General features: G+C 29.7%; 14 protein-coding genes. 1 reads left to right on the top strand and 13 read right to left on the bottom strand.

Annotated features, from left to right (window positions below; translation table 11 throughout):
* Window positions 1–33: 33 nt before the first annotated feature.
* The 13 genes from H612_RS0104740 to H612_RS0104675 all read right to left on the bottom strand — a co-directional run bounded on the left by H612_RS0104740 (window position 34) and on the right by H612_RS0104675 (window position 17,624).
* Window positions 34–1,689, bottom strand: coding sequence for a formate--tetrahydrofolate ligase (locus H612_RS0104740; RefSeq protein ID WP_027130395.1), 1,656 nt, complete (start codon window positions 1,687–1,689; stop codon window positions 34–36).
* A gap of 69 nt (window positions 1,690–1,758) precedes the next feature.
* Window positions 1,759–3,063 carry an adenylosuccinate lyase gene (purB, locus tag H612_RS0104735; RefSeq protein ID WP_027130394.1) on the bottom strand — a complete coding sequence of 435 codons (1,305 nt, stop codon included), beginning with the start codon at window positions 3,061–3,063 and terminating at the stop codon, window positions 1,759–1,761.
* 107 nt (window positions 3,064–3,170) lie between these two features.
* Window positions 3,171–4,406: a phosphoribosylamine--glycine ligase gene (gene purD / locus H612_RS0104730; protein ID WP_027130393.1), complete on the bottom strand. Its 1,236-nt coding sequence runs from the start codon at window positions 4,404–4,406 to the stop codon at window positions 3,171–3,173.
* A complete protein-coding gene (purH, locus tag H612_RS0104725) occupies window positions 4,406–5,926 on the bottom strand; it encodes a bifunctional phosphoribosylaminoimidazolecarboxamide formyltransferase/IMP cyclohydrolase (protein ID WP_027130392.1) in 1,521 nt (506 codons plus the stop codon). Before purH ends, purD begins: the two co-directional genes overlap by 1 nt.
* On the bottom strand, window positions 5,923–6,486 hold the full coding sequence (gene purN, locus H612_RS0104720) for a phosphoribosylglycinamide formyltransferase (RefSeq protein ID WP_027130391.1): 564 nt from the start codon (window positions 6,484–6,486) through the stop codon (window positions 5,923–5,925). Before purN ends, purH begins: the two co-directional genes overlap by 4 nt.
* A complete protein-coding gene (gene purM / locus H612_RS0104715) occupies window positions 6,483–7,487 on the bottom strand; it encodes a phosphoribosylformylglycinamidine cyclo-ligase (protein ID WP_027130390.1) in 1,005 nt (334 codons plus the stop codon). The genes purN and purM overlap by 4 nt, the downstream gene beginning before the upstream one ends.
* The gene (gene purF / locus H612_RS0104710) at window positions 7,480–8,937 is read right to left on the bottom strand and encodes an amidophosphoribosyltransferase (RefSeq protein ID WP_027130389.1); all 1,458 of its coding nucleotides are present in this window, start codon (window positions 8,935–8,937) and stop codon (window positions 7,480–7,482) included. The genes purM and purF overlap by 8 nt, the downstream gene beginning before the upstream one ends.
* Window positions 8,924–9,631: a phosphoribosylaminoimidazolesuccinocarboxamide synthase gene (gene purC / locus H612_RS0104705; protein ID WP_035500354.1), complete on the bottom strand. Its 708-nt coding sequence runs from the start codon at window positions 9,629–9,631 to the stop codon at window positions 8,924–8,926. The genes purF and purC overlap by 14 nt, the downstream gene beginning before the upstream one ends.
* A gap of 1 nt (window position 9,632) precedes the next feature.
* On the bottom strand, window positions 9,633–13,307 hold the full coding sequence (locus H612_RS0104700; protein WP_027130387.1) for a phosphoribosylformylglycinamidine synthase: 3,675 nt from the start codon (window positions 13,305–13,307) through the stop codon (window positions 9,633–9,635).
* Complete coding sequence (locus H612_RS0104695) at window positions 13,297–14,343, bottom strand: 5-(carboxyamino)imidazole ribonucleotide synthase (protein ID WP_027130386.1); 1,047 nt, start codon at window positions 14,341–14,343, stop codon at window positions 13,297–13,299. Before H612_RS0104695 ends, H612_RS0104700 begins: the two co-directional genes overlap by 11 nt.
* Window positions 14,340–14,816, bottom strand: coding sequence for a 5-(carboxyamino)imidazole ribonucleotide mutase (purE, locus tag H612_RS0104690; RefSeq protein WP_027130385.1), 477 nt, complete (start codon window positions 14,814–14,816; stop codon window positions 14,340–14,342). The genes H612_RS0104695 and purE overlap by 4 nt, the downstream gene beginning before the upstream one ends.
* A gap of 941 nt (window positions 14,817–15,757) precedes the next feature.
* Complete coding sequence (locus H612_RS0104680) at window positions 15,758–16,912, bottom strand: MFS transporter (protein ID WP_027130384.1); 1,155 nt, start codon at window positions 16,910–16,912, stop codon at window positions 15,758–15,760.
* A gap of 19 nt (window positions 16,913–16,931) precedes the next feature.
* Window positions 16,932–17,624: a CPBP family intramembrane glutamic endopeptidase gene (locus H612_RS0104675; RefSeq protein ID WP_027130383.1), complete on the bottom strand. Its 693-nt coding sequence runs from the start codon at window positions 17,622–17,624 to the stop codon at window positions 16,932–16,934.
* A 574-nt stretch (window positions 17,625–18,198) separates the two neighbouring features.
* Between H612_RS0104675 and H612_RS0104670 the strand changes: the two genes are divergently transcribed.
* Entirely contained in the window at window positions 18,199–19,572 is a 1,374-nt protein-coding gene (locus H612_RS0104670) for a glycine--tRNA ligase (protein WP_027130382.1), read from the top strand.
* Window positions 19,573–20,001 lie beyond the last annotated feature (429 nt).

The raw sequence follows: 20,001 nt of genomic DNA, 5'->3' as shown, positions 1-20,001 counted from the left end.
AATACGTGAAATAAAATTAAATTTCTTTTAATTCTAAAAAATTCCTAAAATAGTTTCAGTTTCTTCATCAATATCAATATTCAATGCACTTGGAACTTTGGGTAATCCTGGCATTGTTAATACTTTATTAGCGTATACAACTACAAAACCTGCTCCACTTCTTAACTTCACATCATTAATTGTAATCTTAAATCCATGTGGTCGCCCTTTTAATTTTGCATTGTCGGTTAATGAAGCTGGCGTTTTAGCCATACATACAGGTAATTTTTTAAAACCTAATTTTTCTATTTTTGCTATTTCTTCTTTTACATTATCTGCTATATTAACACCATCTGCTCCATATATTTCCTGACAGATTGTTTCGATTTTTTCTATGATTGATGCTTCATCATTATAAAGTAATTTTAATTCTTCATTATTATTTTCTGCTGCTTCAATTACTTTTTGGGCAAGGTCAATACCACCAGCTCCACCTTTTTCCCAAACTTCTGTTCTTGATAATTTAACACCTTGCTTAAGTGCCCATTCCTCTAAAAATGCAAGTTCGTTTTCTGTGTCTGTAACAAAAACATTCAGAGCTACTACTATTGGCAAATTATATTTTTTAAGATTTTCTATATGTTTTTCTAAGTTTTCAACACCTTTTGCTAATGCTTCTAGATTTTCTTCTTTCAAATCTTTTTCTTCAATATTACCATGAAGTTTTAGGGCTTTTATCGTTGCTACCACTACTGCGACTTTTGGTTTCAATCCTGATTTACGACACTTAATATCTAAAAATTTCTCCGCACCAAGATCAGCACCAAAGCCTGCTTCAGTTATAACATAATCTGCATATTTTAAAGCTGTCTTAGTTGCTAAAATTGAGTTGCATCCGTGTGCAATATTTGCAAATGGTCCACCATGAATTATTGCTGGATTATTTTCTAATGTTTGAACTATATTTGGTTTAATTGCATCTTTTAGTAATGAAGTAATTACACCTTCGATTTTTAAATCTTTTAGGAAAATCGGTTCTCCTTTTGAAGTATATGCAACTAAAATATTTTTTAGTTTTTCTTTTAAATCTCCCAAACTTTCTGATAAACATAAAATAGCCATTATTTCGCTAGCAACCGTAATATCAAAACCATCTTCTCTTTCTAAATCTGTTCCTGCATTAACTTTAATATGACGAAGATCTCTTGCATTCATATCCATTACACGATTAAATACTATTTTTTCTATATCTAATTCGTTACCTTGAAAAACATGATTATTGACCAACACAGCTATTGCATTGTGTGCTGTTGTGATAGCATGCATATCCCCAGTAAAATGCAAATTAATTTCTTCCATAGGAACTACCTGGGCATATCCTCCACCAGCAGCACCTCCTTTTCTACCTAAAACTGGTCCTAGCGATGGTTCACGTAGTGCAACGCATGATTTTTTTCCGATTTTATTTAATGCATCAGATAATCCTATGGTTACTGTAGATTTCCCTTCACCGCTTGATGTTGGATTTATAGCAGTAACTAAAATCAATTTTGCTTCTTCTTTAATATCATTTTTTATATTTTTTGTTTGAATTTTTGCTTTGTGGTTTCCATAAAGAATTAATTCTTCTTCTTTAATACCTAACTTTGCTGCAACTTCTACAATATGTTTTTTTTCACATTCATTTGAAATTTGAAAATCTGACTTCATTTTATTACCTCTCTTTTTGGGAACTTATTTTACTATATTATACTTTTACTAATAATCTGTTTAACTTTATTAATCTTCTAATCCAGGGATACGTTTATAGATTTTATCAATATTTACTAGATGAACATTTAAATCAAAGCAACTATCCAATACTTCTTTGGACATAACTTCTCTTATTGTTTCATTTTCTTCTAGTAACAGTTTAAATGGTATATTTTCAAACCATGATTTCATCGCTAATGGTTGTACCAAATCATAAGATTCTTCTCGAGAAAAATTATATTTTTCTATTAAATTACTCATTGTTCTTTGAGCAAAAATAACGCCATTTGTTGCATAAATATTTTTAATCATATTATCAGTAAATACTGTCAAATTTTTAACAACATTTGTAAATCTATTTAGCATGTAATCTAATAAAGTTGTAGCATCGCTACTTAATATACGCTCTGCACTTGAGTGAGATATATCTCTTTCATGCCATAGTGGAATATTTTCATAAGCTGCCAACATATATCCACGCATAATTCTTGCACATCCTGCCATATTTTCACTTGAGATTGGATTTCTTTTATGTGGCATAGCACTAGATCCTTTTTGATTTTTGGAGAAAAATTCTTCCGCTTCTCTTACTTCTGTACGTTGAAGATGTCTTATCTCTACACCAATTTTTTCTATTGAGCTCGCTATTAAAGCTAAAGTCGAATAGTAATCTGCATGTCTATCACGTTGTAATGTTTGTGTCGAAATATTACTAGACTCTATTCCCAATTTTTCACAAACATAATCTTGAACTTCTGGTGGTGTGTTAGAAAACGTTCCTACTGCTCCAGAGATTTTACCTACTTCAATAATTTTTCTAACTTCTTTAAATCTTTTTACATGTCGATTAAATTCATCATAATATAGAGCAAATTTTAATCCAAAACTGCTTATATCAGCGTGTACTCCATGTGTTCGACCAATACAAGGTGTAAACTTATATTGAAGTGCTTTTTCTTTTAAAACTTCTTGAAATTTCAATAAATCTTCTAATAAAATATCGTTGGCTTGTTTGTATAAATACCCATAGGCAGTATCAACCACATCAGTAGATGTAAGTCCATAATGAACCCATTTTTTTTCTTCTCCTAGGTAACTAGATACATTTCTTGTGAAGGCAACTATATCATGCTTTGTTTCTTTTTCTAATTCTAATATACCTTCTAAATCAAATTTTGCATTTTGAAATAATTTTTCTACATCATTTTCTGGCACAACACCGAGTTTGCTCCATGCTTCAGTTGCATAAAGTTCAACTTCCAAGTATGCCTTAAAACGATTTTCATCACTAAAAATGCTACGCATAGGTTCTCTACTATATCTTTCTATCATTAAAATATCTCCTAATTTTAATTTCTAATTATAATCATTGTATTATATATTTTTTCAAGTATAATTTTTTTCAATTTATTCTACTAAATTTTTTGATTGAAATATAACTACAATGATAAGTGACCAATATCAGTTCGGAAAAATAAATCTTCACTTTCTATTTTTCCTATCTCATTATATACTTTTTGTCGTGCTTCTGGCAAGTCTTTTCCGCTTGCACATATTAATAAAACACGTCCCCCATTAACAACAATCTCATCATTTATTTTTTTTGTTCCCATATGAAATACTGGAGTTGTTAATTTTTCTAACCCTTTTATTATTCCACCTTTTTTACTTTTTTCAGGATAACCTTTTGCAGCCAGTACAACACCTATACACGCATTGCTATTCCATTTTAATTCTATTTCTTTTCCTTCTATTATATTATTTGCTATTTCGTATAAACTACTTTCTAGTTTTAATAGTAAAACTTCACTTTCTGGATCACCAAAACGCACATTAAATTCTATTGTTTTAACACCATCCACACACTTCATAAGACCTGCATAAAGTATTCCATAAAATGGCATTCCTTCTTCGCTCATAGCGTTAACTATTGGTTGAACTACTTTTTCAACACCTTGATTTATATCTTCTTGTGTAATTTTTTTTAATGGTAAATAAGCTCCCATACCTCCTGTGTTTAAACCTTTATCATTATCAAATGCACGTTTATGATCTTGGGCTATCTCCATTGGATAAACTTTTTTGTCTGAAACAAAACACATTAATGAAAATTCTTCACCTTGAAGAAATTCTTCAATTACTACACTTGCCCCAGCTTCACTAAATTTTGCATGACACATCATTTCTTTAAGTTCATACCGTGCTTCTTCCATAGTATAAACTATAACTACACCTTTACCTGCTGCTAAACCATCAGCTTTCAAAACTACTGGCATACTTTGTTTTTCCAAGTAATCTTTTGCATCTTCATACTTGCTAAAACTTTTATGTTTGGCAGTCGGTATATTATATTTCTTCATCATCATTTTAGAAAATACTTTACTGCCTTCTAACTGTGCAGCTTTTTTACTTGGTCCAAATGCTTTTATATTTTTTTCTTGCAGCTTATCAATTAATCCATTTACTAATGGAATTTCTGGCCCAACAAATACTAAATCTATTTTATTTTCTAATGCGTAGTTCGGTATTTCCTTCTCTTCTATTTCTGCACAAATTCCAAATTCTTCAACTGCGGGATTTATTCCAATCATGTAAACTTCATGACCTTCTTTATAAAATTTGTAGGCAATAGCGTGCTCTCTTCCACCACAACCTACTACTAATACTCTACTCATTAATGTTTAAAGTGGCGGATTTTGCTGAAGACCATCGCCACACCTTTCTCATTACAAGCATCAATACTTTCTTTATCTCTTATTGAGCCTCCAGGCTGTACTATTGCTGATATTTTATATTCTGCTGCAAGATCAACACTATCACGCATTGGGAAGAAAGCATCTGAGGCTAATACTGCACCTTCTACTTTATCTCCTGCTTGTTCGAGAGCAATTTTACAAGATCCCACACGATTCATTTGGCCAGCACCTATTCCTAATGTCTGTTTATTTTTCACAACAACTATTGCATTAGATTTAACATGTTTTACGACTTTTAAACCAAACTCTAAATCTTCTTTTTGTTCTTGAGTAACTTTTTTATCGGTAACAGCTACATATTCATCAGCCAATTTATTATTAAAATCCTGAACTAATATTCCACCACGCACGCTTTTAATTTGTTTTTCATGATTATTATTTTTCTCACTCAATCTGTAAATGCGAAGATTTTTTTTCTGAGTTAAGATTTCTAATGCTTCGTCATCATAATCTTTTGCTAAAATAATTTCTAAAAATATACTATGCATTTTTTCGGCTGTTTTTTTATCAATTTTTCCGTTAATTGCAACTATTCCGCCAAAAATTGAAACTGGATCTGCTTCATATGCACGAGTATATGCTTCAAAAACATCTTTCCCTATCGCTACACCACATGGATTCATGTGTTTTACTGCGACACATACAGTTTCATCAAATTCTGATAAAATATCCAGTGCAGCAGAAGCGTCCTGAATATTATTGTATGACATTGCTTTACCATGTAATTGAACAGCATTTTGAAGTGCATAACTCTCATCGTTATCTTGAACATAGTGATATGCTTTTTGATGTGGATTTTCTCCATATCTTAATGTATCTTCCAATTTATACGATAAAGTCAATTTTTCTGGAATTAACTTATCTACCTTATTAAAATAATTTGCTATAGCAGCATCATAAGCTGCTGTTATATTAAATACTTTTATAGCGAGTCTTCTACGAGTTGCTAAAGTAATCTCACCACTTGCTAATTCATCTAAAATCAAATTATAATCCAAAATATCTGTAATCACAGCCACATCATTAAAGTTTTTAGCTGCACTCCTTAACATACTTGGTCCACCAATATCAATGTTTTCTATAATCTCTTCTTCACTCGCATTATCTTTTTTTACAGTCTCTTCAAATGGATAAAGATTAACACATACTAAATCAATATATTCAATGTTATTTTCTTGAACATGTTTATTATGCAACTCATTTCCTCTTTTTGAAAGTAACCCCCCGTGTATTTTAGGATGAAGTGTCTTAACTCTTCCTTCCAAAATTTCTGGAAAATCAGTAACATCCTCAATACTAATACAATTTACACCATTATTTTTTAAATGAGTAAATGTTCCTCCTGTACTAATAATCTCAAAACCATATTTTTCTAATCCTTTAGCAAATTCTATAATATTTGTTTTATCACTTACACTTATTAAAGCCCTCTTTTTCATAGTGCCTCCTCTACTAATTTTAAAATCACATTCGGATAGAGTTCATGTTCTAATTTATGAACTTTCTCCGTTATTTCTTCCAATGTATCTTCTTTAGAAACTTTAAAAGATTTTTGTGCAATTATCTCTCCACCATCTAATTCTTCGTTAACATAATGAATACTGATTCCTATTTCTTTTTCACCTGCATTATACGCTTGTTTTATCGCATCTTTACCTTTATACTTTGGTAATAATGATGGGTGAAGATTAAGAATAGTTTTTTTGTAATTTTTTAAAAAATACGGAGAAATTATTCTCATGTATCCTGCTAAGAAAATATAATCTAAGTTTTGTACTTTTGTTAAAATTTCTTTTTCGTAATCCTCTTTCGTAGAAAAATTTTTTGCCGAAAATACATAAGTCGGTATATTTCTATCTTCTGCTTTTTTTATTACCGCTGCATCTTTTTTATCGCATACTAGAAGTTCAATTTTTATTTTATCCTTTAGTTTTTTACTATCGGCAATTTTCTCAAAATTACTACCTGTACCTGATGCAAATATAGCTACTCTTTTCATACTATCTCTATTCCACTCTCATTTGTTACTTCACCTAATATAAAACCACTATCTAATAGTGATAAAGTTTTCTCAACATCTTCTTTATTGACAACAAGAACCATTCCAACTCCCATATTAAAGATATTGTACATTTCTTCTTTTTCTATATTTCCTTTTTCTTGAAGATAATTAAAAATATCTGGTACTTCATATGAATTTTTATTTATTTTCATACCTAAGCCTTTAGCTAGACATCGAGGTAAGTTTTCATAAAATCCACCCCCAGTTATGTGTGCGATTCCAGCTACTTTTACTTTTTCCAATACTTGTAATACTTCTTTTACATAGATTTTAGTAGGTGTTAATAACGTTTCCCCTACCGTGCTATCCCCAAATTTTTCATTTAAACCAATATTATTGTCTTTTAAAATTTTTCTTACTAATGAAAAACCATTAGAATGAACTCCACTAGATGGAAGCCCGATAACAATCTGCCCTGCTTTTGTATTCTTAGGATTTAACAATAATTCTTTTTCTTGTGCACCAACACAAAAACCTGCAATATCATATTCTCCATCTTCATAAAAACCAGACATTTCTGCAGTTTCTCCTCCCACAATAGCACATCCTGCTTGAAGGCATCCTTCTGCTACTCCTTCTACTACACTTTCTACTTGCTTAGGATAATTTTTTCCTACTGCTAGATAGTCTAAAAAGAACAATGGAATCGCTCCTTGTGCCAAAATATCATTTACACACATGGCTACAACATCAATTCCTATTGTATTGTGAACATTCAACTCGAAAGCAAGTTTCAGTTTAGTTCCCACTCCATCAGTTCCACTAACTAATACAGGATTTTTGAAATTATAAGCCCCTAAATCAAAACAACCGCCAAAACTTCCAATAGTCGATAACATTCCTAAATTTTTTGTACGTGCAACATGTTTTTTTATAAGTTCTACTGATTCGTATCCCGCTTCTAAACTCACACCGCTTTCTTCATATTTTTTACTCATTGTTTTTACCCCTTTCTTGTAAAAATTTTTTTTGAATATCTGTCATTGAATTAATATAAGATTCTTTATAATCATACAAACCTGCTGAATAATCTCCATTGAAACAATCCATACATAAACCTGTATATGGTGCATCATATCCTAAACCTATAGATTCTATTAATCCATTTTCACTTAAAAATCCTAAAGAATCTGCACCAATTATTTTACAGATTTCTTCTGTAGTTTTATTAGCGGAGATTAATTCTTCCGTTGTTGAAATATCTATTCCATAAAAACTTGGGAATATTAATGGTGGTGCTGCTATTCTTACATGAACCTCTCTTGCTCCCGCTTCTTTTAAAAGCTGAACAATTCTCTTACATGTAGTCCCTCGAACTATTGAATCATCTACCAAGACAATACTTTTTCCACGTACTACACCTTTTACCGCAGAAAGTTTCATTCTTACGCCTTGTTCACGTAATTCTTGTGTCGGTTGAATAAATGTTCTTGCAACATATTGATTTTTAATAAGTCCCATTTCATAAGGTAATCCACTTTCTTCTGCATACCCACTTGCTGCTGACAATGATGAATTTGGAACTCCAATTACCATATCTGCATCTGGAACAGGTTGTTCACTAGCCAATCTTCTTCCTGTTTTTTTACGTGCTGTATGAACATTTACTCCAGCTATATCAGAATCAGGTCTTGCAAAATATACATATTCCATAGCAGCTATTGCCACTTGTGTCTTTTCTGTATATTTTTCTATACGGATCCCTTCATCATTGATAATTACTAACTCTCCAGCTCCTACATTACAAACAAACTCTGCACCAACTACATCAATTGCACATGTTTCACTAGCTGCTACATATGCTCCATTTTTCATTTTCCCAATTGCTAGCGGTCGTAAACAATTTGGATCAACTGCTCCATACAATGCATCTTTTGTAAGTACTAAATATGTAAAACCACCTTTAATAATCTTTAAACTCTCTTTTAACTGTTCTTTAAAAGTTTTTTTCTTGCTGCGACGGATTAAATGAATCAATACTTCTGTATCAGATGAGGAATGAAAAATTGCTCCATCTTGCTCCAATTCTTTTCGCAAAGTTTTTGCATTAATCAAATTACCATTATGACAAATACCTACACTCATATCATAAAAATGAAATAGAAATGGTTGAATGTTTTGAATACTATTACTACCTGATGTAGCATATCTAACATGACCAACTGCTGCTGTACCTACTAATCTTTCCAATTTATTCTTATCACGAAATACTTCTGACACTAAACCTAAATCTCTATGCCCATATAACTTTTCGTGGTTGGTTGCTACTATTCCAGCACCTTCTTGCCCACGGTGTTGTAAACTATGCAATCCAAAGTATGTAATGTTGCTCGCTGACGCATGCCCCCAAATTCCAAATACTCCACATTCTTCATTAAGCCCTCGCATCTTCTAATCTCCTTAAAACTTCTTCGTAGGCTGCCATTACAGAACCTAAATTTCTTCTAAATCTATCTTTATCTAATTTTTCATTAGTTTCTTTATCCCATAGCCGACATGTATCTGGAGAAATTTCATCTGCTAAAATAATTTTTCCGTTTTTATCTTTTCCAAATTCTATTTTAAAATCTACCAAAACTAAATTTGCTTTTAAATATAATTTTTGAAGTAAATTATTAATTTTTAATGCTTGCTTTTTTATGTTAGACAGTTCTTCATCTGTAACTATTCCTAACGCTACTGCATGATCATCATTAATTAACGGATCATTTAATTCATCATTTTTATAACTAAGTTCAAACACTGGTTTTATTAATTTTTCTCCCTCTTTTAGACCATATTTTTTAGCCATTGATCCTGCTACTATATTTCTTACTATTACTTCTAATGGAATAATAGCCACATGTTTACAAAGTTGATCTGTTTCATTTATTTTTTTTATAAAATGTGTTTCAACACCTTCTTTTTCTAAATATTCAAAAATCAAAGAAGTTATATTATTGTTAAAAATTCCTTTACGATCAAACTCTTCTTTTTTTTCACCATTAAATGCTGTTGCACTATTTTTATAATGTACATAAACCTCATCTTTATTTTTACATTCAAAAAGTTGTTTTGCTTTTCCTTCATATAATAATTTCATTTTATTTTTCCCCTTTAAAATAATTTACACCATTTTTAAATATATCTTGTTTTACTTTTAATGTATTTGTTTTATACAAAGTTTCTCCATATCTTTCACTATGACCCATTTTTCCAAGAATCAAACCATTCTCACTTACTAATCCTTCTGCTCCTAGAAGTGATCCGTTAGGATTAAATTTCCCATTAAGTGTAGCATTTCCATCAAAATCACAATATTGAAAAGCTATCAAATGTCTAAACTTCTCTATATTAAGGCCTACTACTTTTCCTTCTCCATGACTGAATACTACTTCGTGTTTATCTCCAATATTAAAATCTTGCAACCATGGAGAATTTGTATTTGATACACGAGTAAATGCGGTTGTTGAAATATGTTCATAACTATCATTTCTATACAAGGTTAAATCGTCTATTGCTACTTCCTTTATCTGACCATAAGGAAGTAGTCCTGATTTCAACAGTGCTTGGAATCCATTACAAATTCCTAAAATTAATTTTTTTTGTGATAAATGTTTATGGATTGCATTTTTTACTTTTTCATTTTTTAAAAAGTTGACTATATATTTAGCACTTCCATCTGGTTCATCACCACTTGAAAATCCTCCAGGAAACATAATAATGTGTGATTTTTCTACCTCACTAACGAACTCATCGATAGATTCATCAATATCATTTTCTCTTGTGTTTCTTATAACTACTGTTGTAGGAGTTGCTCCTGCTTCGATAAATGCTTTTTCACTATCATACTCACAGTTTGTTCCAGGAAATACTGGAATCACAACTTTTACATCCTCTATAACTTCTGGATAATATCTTTTTGTAAAATTTTCTGTATGTAAATTTTCCACAGTGCCTTTATCTTCGTTTTGATAAATTGGGTAAATTTCGTTTAATGTAGAAGTGTATGCTTCATAAATATCTTTATGCATAAATACTTCATTATTAATAATAATTCTATCACTAACTTTACCTAAATTTTCAAATGGCAAATCTTCTGTCGCTTCTACGACTATAGATGCTGGGTCAAAGTTCAAAATATTTTCTTTTTCTACTTCAAATCCTAGATCATTCCCTAACGACATTTTTACTAGAGAAGCGGAAATACTACCTTCTTCTTGTACATAAGCTGAAACAACTTTCCCTTCTTTTATATATTTATGTAAAAGTTCATAACTTTCTAATGTTTTTGAAATATCAGGATAACCTTTTTCATTTTTCGCCACTGGTATATAATATAATTTATTTCCTATAGTTTTTAATTCTGGAGTAATAACATCATTTATTTTTACTGGAGCACATGCAAAAGAAATTAATGTTTCAACAACATTTAAATCATTAAATGTTCCTGACATACTATCTTTACCTCCAATGCTTGGTCTTCCTATTTCTTTTTGAGCATAGATACTTCCTAATAAACTTTGAGTAACTTTTCCCCATTTAGTACTATCTTTGCCAAGTTTTTCAAAATATTCTTGGAATGAAAAGTATAAATTTTCTTTAGTTCCTCCCACTGCATAAACCTTTGCTATTGACTCTAAAACAGCATAGATTGAAGATAAGAATGGAGAATAATGTGAAATTTTTGGAATAAATCCATAGGTAAGTATCGTCGCCGTATCACTAGTTGAATGAAGTGTCGGGATTGCCTGTACACTAGCCTGTACTGGTGTAAGTTTATGTTTTCCCGCAAATGGCATAAGTACTGTAGTAGCACCAATTGAAGAATCAAATTTCGATACTAACCCTTTTTGACAAGTGACATTTAAATCTCCTAATTCCTCTAATATATTTTTTCTACTAAATTTTTTGTTTCTAAATGGATTTTCTGAATTATTGTCTCTTAAAGTAGCCATTGCATGTTGTCTAACTCCGCTAGTTTCCAAGAAGTCAGCACTCATGTCAACTACTTTTTCATTATAATAATACATTTCCAAACGTCTTTTATTAGTTACTGTTGCTACATGTGAATATTCAATATTTTCTTTTTCACACTCACGAATAAATTTCTCATAATCCCTTTTATCTATTGCCACGGACATTCTCTCTTGTGATTCGCTTGTTGCTAACTCTGTTGCATTTAAACCACTGTATTTTGTCAAAATTTTATCTAAATGAATTTCTATACCATCAGACAGTTCTCCAATAGAAACGCAAACTCCTCCAGCACCAAAATCATTACATTTTTTTATAAGTTTTGTTACTTCTGACTTTCTAAATAATCTTTGTAACTTTCTTTCTTCTGGTGCATTACCTTTTTGAACTTGACTTGACATAGTTTCTAATGAAGAATTGGTATGTTCAACACTAGAGCCGCTCGCTCCTTGAATACCATCACGACCAGTACGTCCGCCAATCATAACAACAATATCACCAGGTTCTAAACTTTCTCGTTTATAATCATCTTCCTTAACTGCACCAACTACCGCACCAACTTCCATATGTTTTGCCACATAACTATCGTCGTATATTTCTCTGACAAAAGTAGTTGAAAGTCCTATCTGATTACCATATGATGAATTTCCATGTGCTGTTCCTTTAGCAATATCTACTTGTGGTAGTTTATGTTCTAGAGTATCTTCACGTTTTTGAAGAATGTTCCCACTTCCCGAAATACGCATAGCTTGATATACATAACTTCTTCCTGATAGTGGATCTCTTATTGCACCACCAATACAAGTACTAGCACCGCCAAACGGTTCAATCTCACTTGGGTGATTATGTGTTTCATTTTTAAACTGAATTAACCAGCGCTCTTCTTTTCCTTTATTTTGTATTGTAGTAAAAAATGAACAAGCGTTGATTTCTTCGCTAACCTCAATATTTTTATCATTTAATATCCCTACATGATATTTCCCAATTATACTTGCCATATCCATTAATGTAAGTGGTTTGTCATCTCGGCCTAGTTCATTTCTAATTTTTAAGTAATAGTCAAAAGCATCTTGCATTTCTTTTTTAAACAATTCTGATTCTATATTAACTTCATCAAGAACTGTCTCAAATGTAGTATGCCGACAATGATCACTCCAATAACAATCAAGAACATAAATTTCCGTTTCAGTAGGAACTCTTTTTTCTGTCTTAAAATAATCTTGAATAAATTTTAAATCTTCTACATTCATTGCCAGAGAAAATTCACTTTTTAAGTCTTTCAATTCTTTAGATGAATATTCCAAAAAACCAGTTAAACTTTTTAACGGCTTAGGATTAGTATCTAAAGAAAATTCTAAAATGTCCAAATTTTTCTTTCTAGCCTCAATAGGATTAACCAAATAATCTTCTACTAATTTCATTTGATCAGCAGTCAATTTTTTATTAAAAATAACTAGCTTACCACTTCTTACAGTTACACTACTTTTCGTGTTAAGCAACTTGATACACTGAGTCGCACTGTCAGCCCTTTGATCATACTGAGCTGGAAGTACTTCATATGCAAAATACTTTCCATCTTCTAACTCAATATTTTCAAAAACTTCATCAACAACGACTTCAGAAAAAACAGAAGTTTTAGCTAGTTTATATGTTTCTTCATCAATATTATAAATATCATAAACTACATAGATATTCACATCTTCCAAATCTAGGTTATATTCTAAATTTAAAATGTTTTTAAGTTGTAATTCTTCTTGATTATACCCTTTGCGTTTTTTTACAAAAATTCTTTTATTCCTCATTATGCCCTCCTAAATGTATATCTCCGTAAAAGTTAATATGACCAATTTTTCTATTTTTTCGTGGCTCTTTTTCGTAAAGATGTAAATAACCTTGTTTTTTTGTAATTAAATTTTTAAAATACTCTTCATCTTGTCCTAGTATATTATAAAGAGTTGTTTCTTTATTAATAATTTTTCCTACTCTCAACCCACAAATTGCTTCAATATGCGCTCTGAATTGACTCTTAGTTGCAGATTGCATAGTAATATGCCCTGAATTATGAACTCTTGGTGCAATCTCGTTGAAAATTACTTTACCATCACTTATAAAAAATTCAACTGTAAGTACACCATAATAATCTATATTATTTAAAATTCTTTTCGTATATTCTATCGCTAAATTTTCTTGTTCATTAGTCGCCGAAGTCGGAATTTTAGAGCGATACAAAATATTGTTTCTATGTTCATTCTCCACAACTGCAACTATTTGAACTTCAAACTTATCTTTAACAGCTACAACCGAAATTTCCTTATCTAAAGAAACAATTTCTTCCAAAATCGTATGTTGTTCTATATCTTCTTTTTTAGAAATTCTTTTTTGCCCTTTTCCATCATATCCAAATCTTAAAGTTTTCATAAGATACGTTTTTTTTATATCTATATTGACATTCTCTTCTATACATATGTATTTTACTGTTGGAATATTTAAGCTTCTAGCAAACTCTTTTTCAAAATATCTATGTTGTGTAATTTTCAATACCTTAGAGCTTTGAACTAAGTTATATTTTTTTTCTAATCTAGCAAGTGCGGTAGCATCAATATTTTCAAATTCAAATGTAACAACATCACTTAATTTACATAATTCTTCTATTTTTTCAAAATTACTAAACTCGGCATTTATAAATTTATCACTAAAAATTTTCCCACAACATTCTGTACTAGGATCTAAAATAATAATTTTATATCCCATCTCTTTTGCACTCATAGCAAGCATTCGTCCAAGCTGGCCACCACCGATAATCCCTATTGTACTTCCTGGCAAAATTGTTTTTATCATAATTTCATCTCTTCCAATACTATTCGTTCTTGTTCTTTTTTAAACTCTTTGTACTTTTCTGCATATTTTTCATTCATAATTCCTAAAATTGACAGTGCACTTATTGCTGCATTTTTTGCTCCTGCAATACCTATTGCCATTGTCAAAACAGGAACACCTGCAGGCATCTGAACTATTGAGTATAAAGAATCAACCCCACTTAAGACACTTGATTTTATTGGAACACCTATTACAGGAAGTGTCGTCATTGAGGCAACCATTCCTGGCAAATGGGCCGCTCCACCTGCTGCTGCAATTATTAAAGAGTAACCATTTGCTTTTGCATTTTTTGAAAATTCAACTAATAAATCTGGTGTTCTATGTGCACTAACAACTTTTTTATCATAAGGAATTTCAAATTTATCCAATAATTTACAAGTTTCTATCATTGTAATATAATCCGAATTTGATCCCATAATGACTGCTACTTTCATAAAATCAACTCCTTTTTCATTTTAAAGTTCGTTTTTAGAGTTTAAAACTCAGAGAATAAGAATTAAAATCCGTTTATAAACAAATTATACTCCTTTGTTAAAATTAAATCAAGAGATAACTTACTGAAAATCGAATTTTAATTTAAAAAATGATTTTTTTTATTTTAAAAAGTGAACATTAAAATAATTTTTTATAAATTTTTTTGTGAAATTCAAATAAAATACAAACAAAAAAAAATAAGGAGTAACTCAAAAAATACAATTTTATAAAAATTATTTTTCAAATCATCCCATATATACTTATAATATTGAATTTTAAAGTAATAGAAAAATTTTTCAAAAAACTTTAATTTTGATAACTAAAATTAGTTGCAATATTAATCTGTCTTTACTGAAAAATAGTTAAAATACTAATTGCTAATTCCTCACTTACTTTTGTTCTAAAAATTAATATTAAATTGTAAATTTAGCACCTAGATCTTTAACTAACTTAGTCTATTAATCTAATTCTAAAACAAAAAATTCAGAGTATTGCTTGAATACTCTGAACATGGACCTAGCTCCGTAAAACTAGGTAATTAATTACTTCATCTCCTGTTATATTAAAGGAGCTCTTCTTCTATACTCTAATTGTAAACCTTTTCTAAAATTTTGTCAATATATTTTGAAATTATTTTTTAGAATGATTATATTTTTATTAATCTTATACAAAACAATAAAAATTCATAAACTAATTTACATATCTCCCAAATTTCTGTGGGAAAATTATTTCAAAGTTCAGTTTTATAAAGATCAAAATTTTCATATCTCTCAAACTCCTTTTCTTCTTCCCCACATATTGTTAGTTTTGTAGAAACCAAAATTTACATATCTCTCAAACTACCCTTTATATTCTGATTTATTGGGCAGTGTTTTGTAGAAACCAAAATTTTCATATTTCCCTACTTTTTCTCTTTTATCCTTGTCGCAAGTAGCGTTCCTATAAGGGCAATAATTGCTGAAACATAAAATACATATGATGTATTAATATCCCAAATTGCACCCATTATATATAAACCAACTGCCATACTTAATTGAAAACCAACTGCTGTATACAGATTTTGCATATCAATTATTTTTTCTGTATTAAACCCCTTGTTCAAAATTAAAATAAATGCTATATGTGCGACTGCAAAAGTTACCGAGTGCAAAGTTTGCATAGCAACAAATATATAAATATTATGAAATGCACCCAATACTGTCCAACGAACTATTGCTCCTATACCTGAAAAAACAAGAAGATGAGTTGGTTTTATTCTCCCCACTAACTTTTTTGAAAAAATAAAAAATAAAATTTCTGCAATTACCGAAATATTTAAAATTAGCCCGGATAACCATTTTGCATTTATATTCATACTGTCTAAATATAGGGCATTATAATTATTATATGCTGTATGTGAAAGTTGATATAAAAAAATCGTTACAATAAGCAATAGGGCATTCTTATCTTTTAATATCCAAGAATATGTTTTTTCATTTTTATTAAGAGTATTTTTTTCTACTTTTAATGAACTCACTAACTTTGGTTGTGGTAAAAATATAAACACTAAATATAGAGCTATTAAAAATAATAAAATGTAATACAATGCATTATTTCCAACATATCCTATTATTCCACCTACTGCTATACCTACCAAAGTAAAGCTGAGCGAACCAAATGTTCTAACCTTTCCATAATCAATATTTTCTTCTTTCAAAAATAACGATGCTAAACTTTCTACTAATGGGGCCACTGTAAAATAAATCATTCCAAACATAAAAGTTATTATAGTTAGTAAAAATTTATCACTAGTAAATGCATAACTAATTGCAAAAAGTAAACCCACTACTATAGAAATTTTTAATGATAAACTCATATTATATTTTTTTACTAAATATGGGCTCAAAAATACTCCACTTAAAAATCTCGCTAAATATAACATAGAAAAAATAGTACTTGCTTCTAAAATATTTAAATTTTTTACCCCTGTTAAATATAAAATCCAAAAGGGTAAAAATACTCCGTTGACTGCAAATTGTAAAAAATAATTTGTTGATAACCACGTTTTTGACGACATCTTCCCTCTCCTACTTAACTTATTTAACAAATAGCTGTATAGCAACTACCAAACTATTCATTAAAATATGTGCTGCCATTGGAGCAATTATACTTTTTGTTTTCAAATATAAAAAGCTAAATACCATTGACATGGCTATGTATATTATCATTAATGGAGAAAATCCATCGTGTGGAATTGCGAAAATTATCCCTGTTATACACGCTGGTATTAGAAATCTTATCCATTTTTTACTACCTAGCATTATATCATAAAAATATCCAAATACTGCCTTTCTGAAAAATAATTCTTCCATAATTGGCCCTAATACAGCAACGTATAAAACAAATATAGGTTTAAAATTTAAAATCTGAACTATGTTATCTGTATTTTTGCTTGATGTCTGAAATTCAAAAAATCTTGCTAAATATTGTAAAAACGAATTAATCATCACTTGAAATATCATCATAGCTATAAACCCAATGATCCCAATTGCAAATAATGTTATAAGATCATATTTTTTTTGACCTGATTCAATATCATTTTTTACTTTTAAAGAATAACTTATCATTATTATAGTTGCCACTGATGCTAATCCTAGCACAATATTTAATTTAAGATTTACGTCTAATGTAAGTGGTAAAAGACTAGGTATAGTGAATACTGCTATAAAATAAACTAATCCTATTACTAAAAGATAAACTATATTTCCTCTTTTCAATGAAATTCTCATAGGACCTCCTTAGTAATTTAATATTAATACATTATAGCATTTCTACCTTACAGTTGCAATAAATCGTAATAAATTAGCATACCAAAATTAAATATTTTTCTAAAAAAATATTTAAAGAGAATGATATACAGTAATTTCTCAAAAAAATACAATACTCTTTATTCTTAATTCTTAGGACCTAAATAACCCTTTAAATTATTTTATTTTTCTAAATATATGTTAAGAACTATCATAAAACACAGGTAGAAAAATAATGTATTTTATCCATCTAATACATTATCTTTATTTTCTATCTTCCTTTTATTTATTACTAAATTTTATTTTACATTTTATAAATTATTTTCTAATTTTTTAACAAACACCCTTGCATCTTTTTTATTTAAGTGTTAGAATGTTTATATATATTAGCGAGCTGTTGTCGGTGAAAGTACAGCAATCTTATTGGCATTATTAAATTACATTGTTATATTAAAAAGATGAGTTTTACTAATTAGGGTGGAACCGCGGAAATTATTTCGTCCCTAGATATACGTTGTGTATGTCTAGGGATATTTTATTTTAAGGAGGAAAAACAATGGAAAAAATCTTATCTTTAGCAAAAAATAGAGGTTTTGTATTTCAAGGTTCTGAAATTTATGGTGGATTAGCTAATACTTGGGATTATGGACCACTTGGAATCGAATTGAAAAATAATATTAAAAAGGCATGGTGGAAAAAATTTATACAGGAATCACCTTATAATGTTGGATTAGATGCCGCAATTTTCATGAATCCTCGTACTTGGGAAGCATCTGGACATATTGGAAATTTTAGCGATCCTATGATGGATTGTAAAGTTTGTAAATCACGTCTTCGTGCTGATAAACTTATTGAGGAATATTATTTCAATGAGAAAAATGAGGATATTGTCGTAGATGGACTTCCTTTTGAAGAATTAGAAAATATTATAAAACGTGAAAATATAAAATGTCCTGAATGTGATAATCATGATTTTACAAATATCAGACAATTTAACCTAATGTTTAAAACTAATCAAGGGGTTGTGGAAAATGCTACTAGTGAAATTTACCTACGTCCCGAAACTGCACAAGGAATTTTTGTTAATTTTAAGAATGTTCAGCGTAGTATGAGAAAAAAATTGCCATTTGGTATTGGTCAAATTGGTAAATCGTTCCGTAATGAAATTACACCAGGTAATTTTATTTTTAGAACTCGTGAGTTTGAGCAAATGGAATTAGAATTTTTCTGTGAGCCTGGAACAGAATTGAATTGGCACACTTCTTGGAAAAATACTTGTGAAAATTGGTTATTAGAGTTAGGAATGAATAAAGAAAACATTCGTCTTCGTGATCATGATAAAGAAGAACTTTCTCATTATTCAAATGCAACTACTGATATTGAATTTAAATTTCCATTTGGTTGGGGTGAACTTTGGGGAATAGCATCTAGAACAGATTATGATTTAAAACAGCATATGGAACATTCTGGGCAAGATCTTACTTATCAAGATTTAATTACTAAAGAAAAATATATTCCATATTGTATAGAACCATCTGTTGGAGTTGATAGAGTTCTACTTGCATTTTTATGTAATGCGTACAAAGAAGAACAAGTTGGAGAAGGAGATGTACGTACTGTATTAAACTTCCATCCAGCACTTGCACCGTATAAGGCAGCTATTTTACCGCTATCTAAAAAACTTAGCGATAAAGCTATCGAAGTATATAACCAACTTTCATGTGATTTTATGGTTGATTTTGATGAAACTGGTTCTATTGGAAAACGTTATAGACGTCAAGATGAAATTGGTACTCCATTCTGCATTACTTATGATTTTGAATCAGAAAATGATGGTATGGTAACCGTTCGTGATAGGGATACAATGGGGCAAACTCGTTTACCTATTTCTGAATTAAAACAATATATAGATACCAAAATAAAATTTTAATACTTAAAAAATAACTTAGGAAGAATTTATAAAATTAAATTTTTTCTAGGTTATTTTTTCTAACATAACAATTAGAATATAAACTATATCCATTCTACTTTATGTTCTTGTTATTTGATATTTCTTACAATTTATAATATAATACATTTTATAATAAACGAAAGAAGGTAAATTAACATGGAAAATTATATTTTTTTTATTACCTTAATTTTAGAAATTCAAAATGAAATAATATATTTTCTTAACTTTATTTTTTACTCTTTTATATATAAAAGATAAAGTTTTAAATTTTACTATTTATTTCAATAAATCCCTAAATCCTTTGTTTTTAATTGATAAGTTGTAAAATAAAATGCAACAGTAAGACATAAAAAAAGACTCATAAAGAACAATCGTGTAAAATGTTAATAACGACAAAAACATCACGGA

The organism is Gemella cuniculi DSM 15828 (genome assembly GCF_000425665.1).
Classification (GTDB): domain Bacteria; phylum Bacillota; class Bacilli; order Staphylococcales; family Gemellaceae; genus Gemella; species Gemella cuniculi.
This window is presented reverse-complemented; position numbering and strand designations above follow the sequence as displayed.

Coding starts and splice junctions, on each gene's coding strand:
- H612_RS0104740 (WP_027130395.1), bottom strand. CDS start 1,689: ATGAAGTCAGATTTTCAAATTTCAAATGAATGTGAAAAAAAACATATT.
- purB (WP_027130394.1), bottom strand. CDS start 3,063: ATGATAGAAAGATATAGTAGAGAACCTATGCGTAGCATTTTTAGTGAT.
- purD (WP_027130393.1), bottom strand. CDS start 4,406: ATGAGTAGAGTATTAGTAGTAGGTTGTGGTGGAAGAGAGCACGCTATT.
- purH (WP_027130392.1), bottom strand. CDS start 5,926: ATGAAAAAGAGGGCTTTAATAAGTGTAAGTGATAAAACAAATATTATA.
- purN (WP_027130391.1), bottom strand. CDS start 6,486: ATGAAAAGAGTAGCTATATTTGCATCAGGTACAGGTAGTAATTTTGAG.
- purM (WP_027130390.1), bottom strand. CDS start 7,487: ATGAGTAAAAAATATGAAGAAAGCGGTGTGAGTTTAGAAGCGGGATAC.
- purF (WP_027130389.1), bottom strand. CDS start 8,937: ATGCGAGGGCTTAATGAAGAATGTGGAGTATTTGGAATTTGGGGGCAT.
- purC (WP_035500354.1), bottom strand. CDS start 9,631: ATGAAATTATTATATGAAGGAAAAGCAAAACAACTTTTTGAATGTAAA.
- H612_RS0104700 (WP_027130387.1), bottom strand. CDS start 13,307: ATGAGGAATAAAAGAATTTTTGTAAAAAAACGCAAAGGGTATAATCAA.
- H612_RS0104695 (WP_027130386.1), bottom strand. CDS start 14,343: ATGATAAAAACAATTTTGCCAGGAAGTACAATAGGGATTATCGGTGGT.
- purE (WP_027130385.1), bottom strand. CDS start 14,816: ATGAAAGTAGCAGTCATTATGGGATCAAATTCGGATTATATTACAATG.
- H612_RS0104680 (WP_027130384.1), bottom strand. CDS start 16,912: ATGTCGTCAAAAACGTGGTTATCAACAAATTATTTTTTACAATTTGCA.
- H612_RS0104675 (WP_027130383.1), bottom strand. CDS start 17,624: ATGAGAATTTCATTGAAAAGAGGAAATATAGTTTATCTTTTAGTAATA.
- H612_RS0104670 (WP_027130382.1), top strand. CDS start 18,199: ATGGAAAAAATCTTATCTTTAGCAAAAAATAGAGGTTTTGTATTTCAA.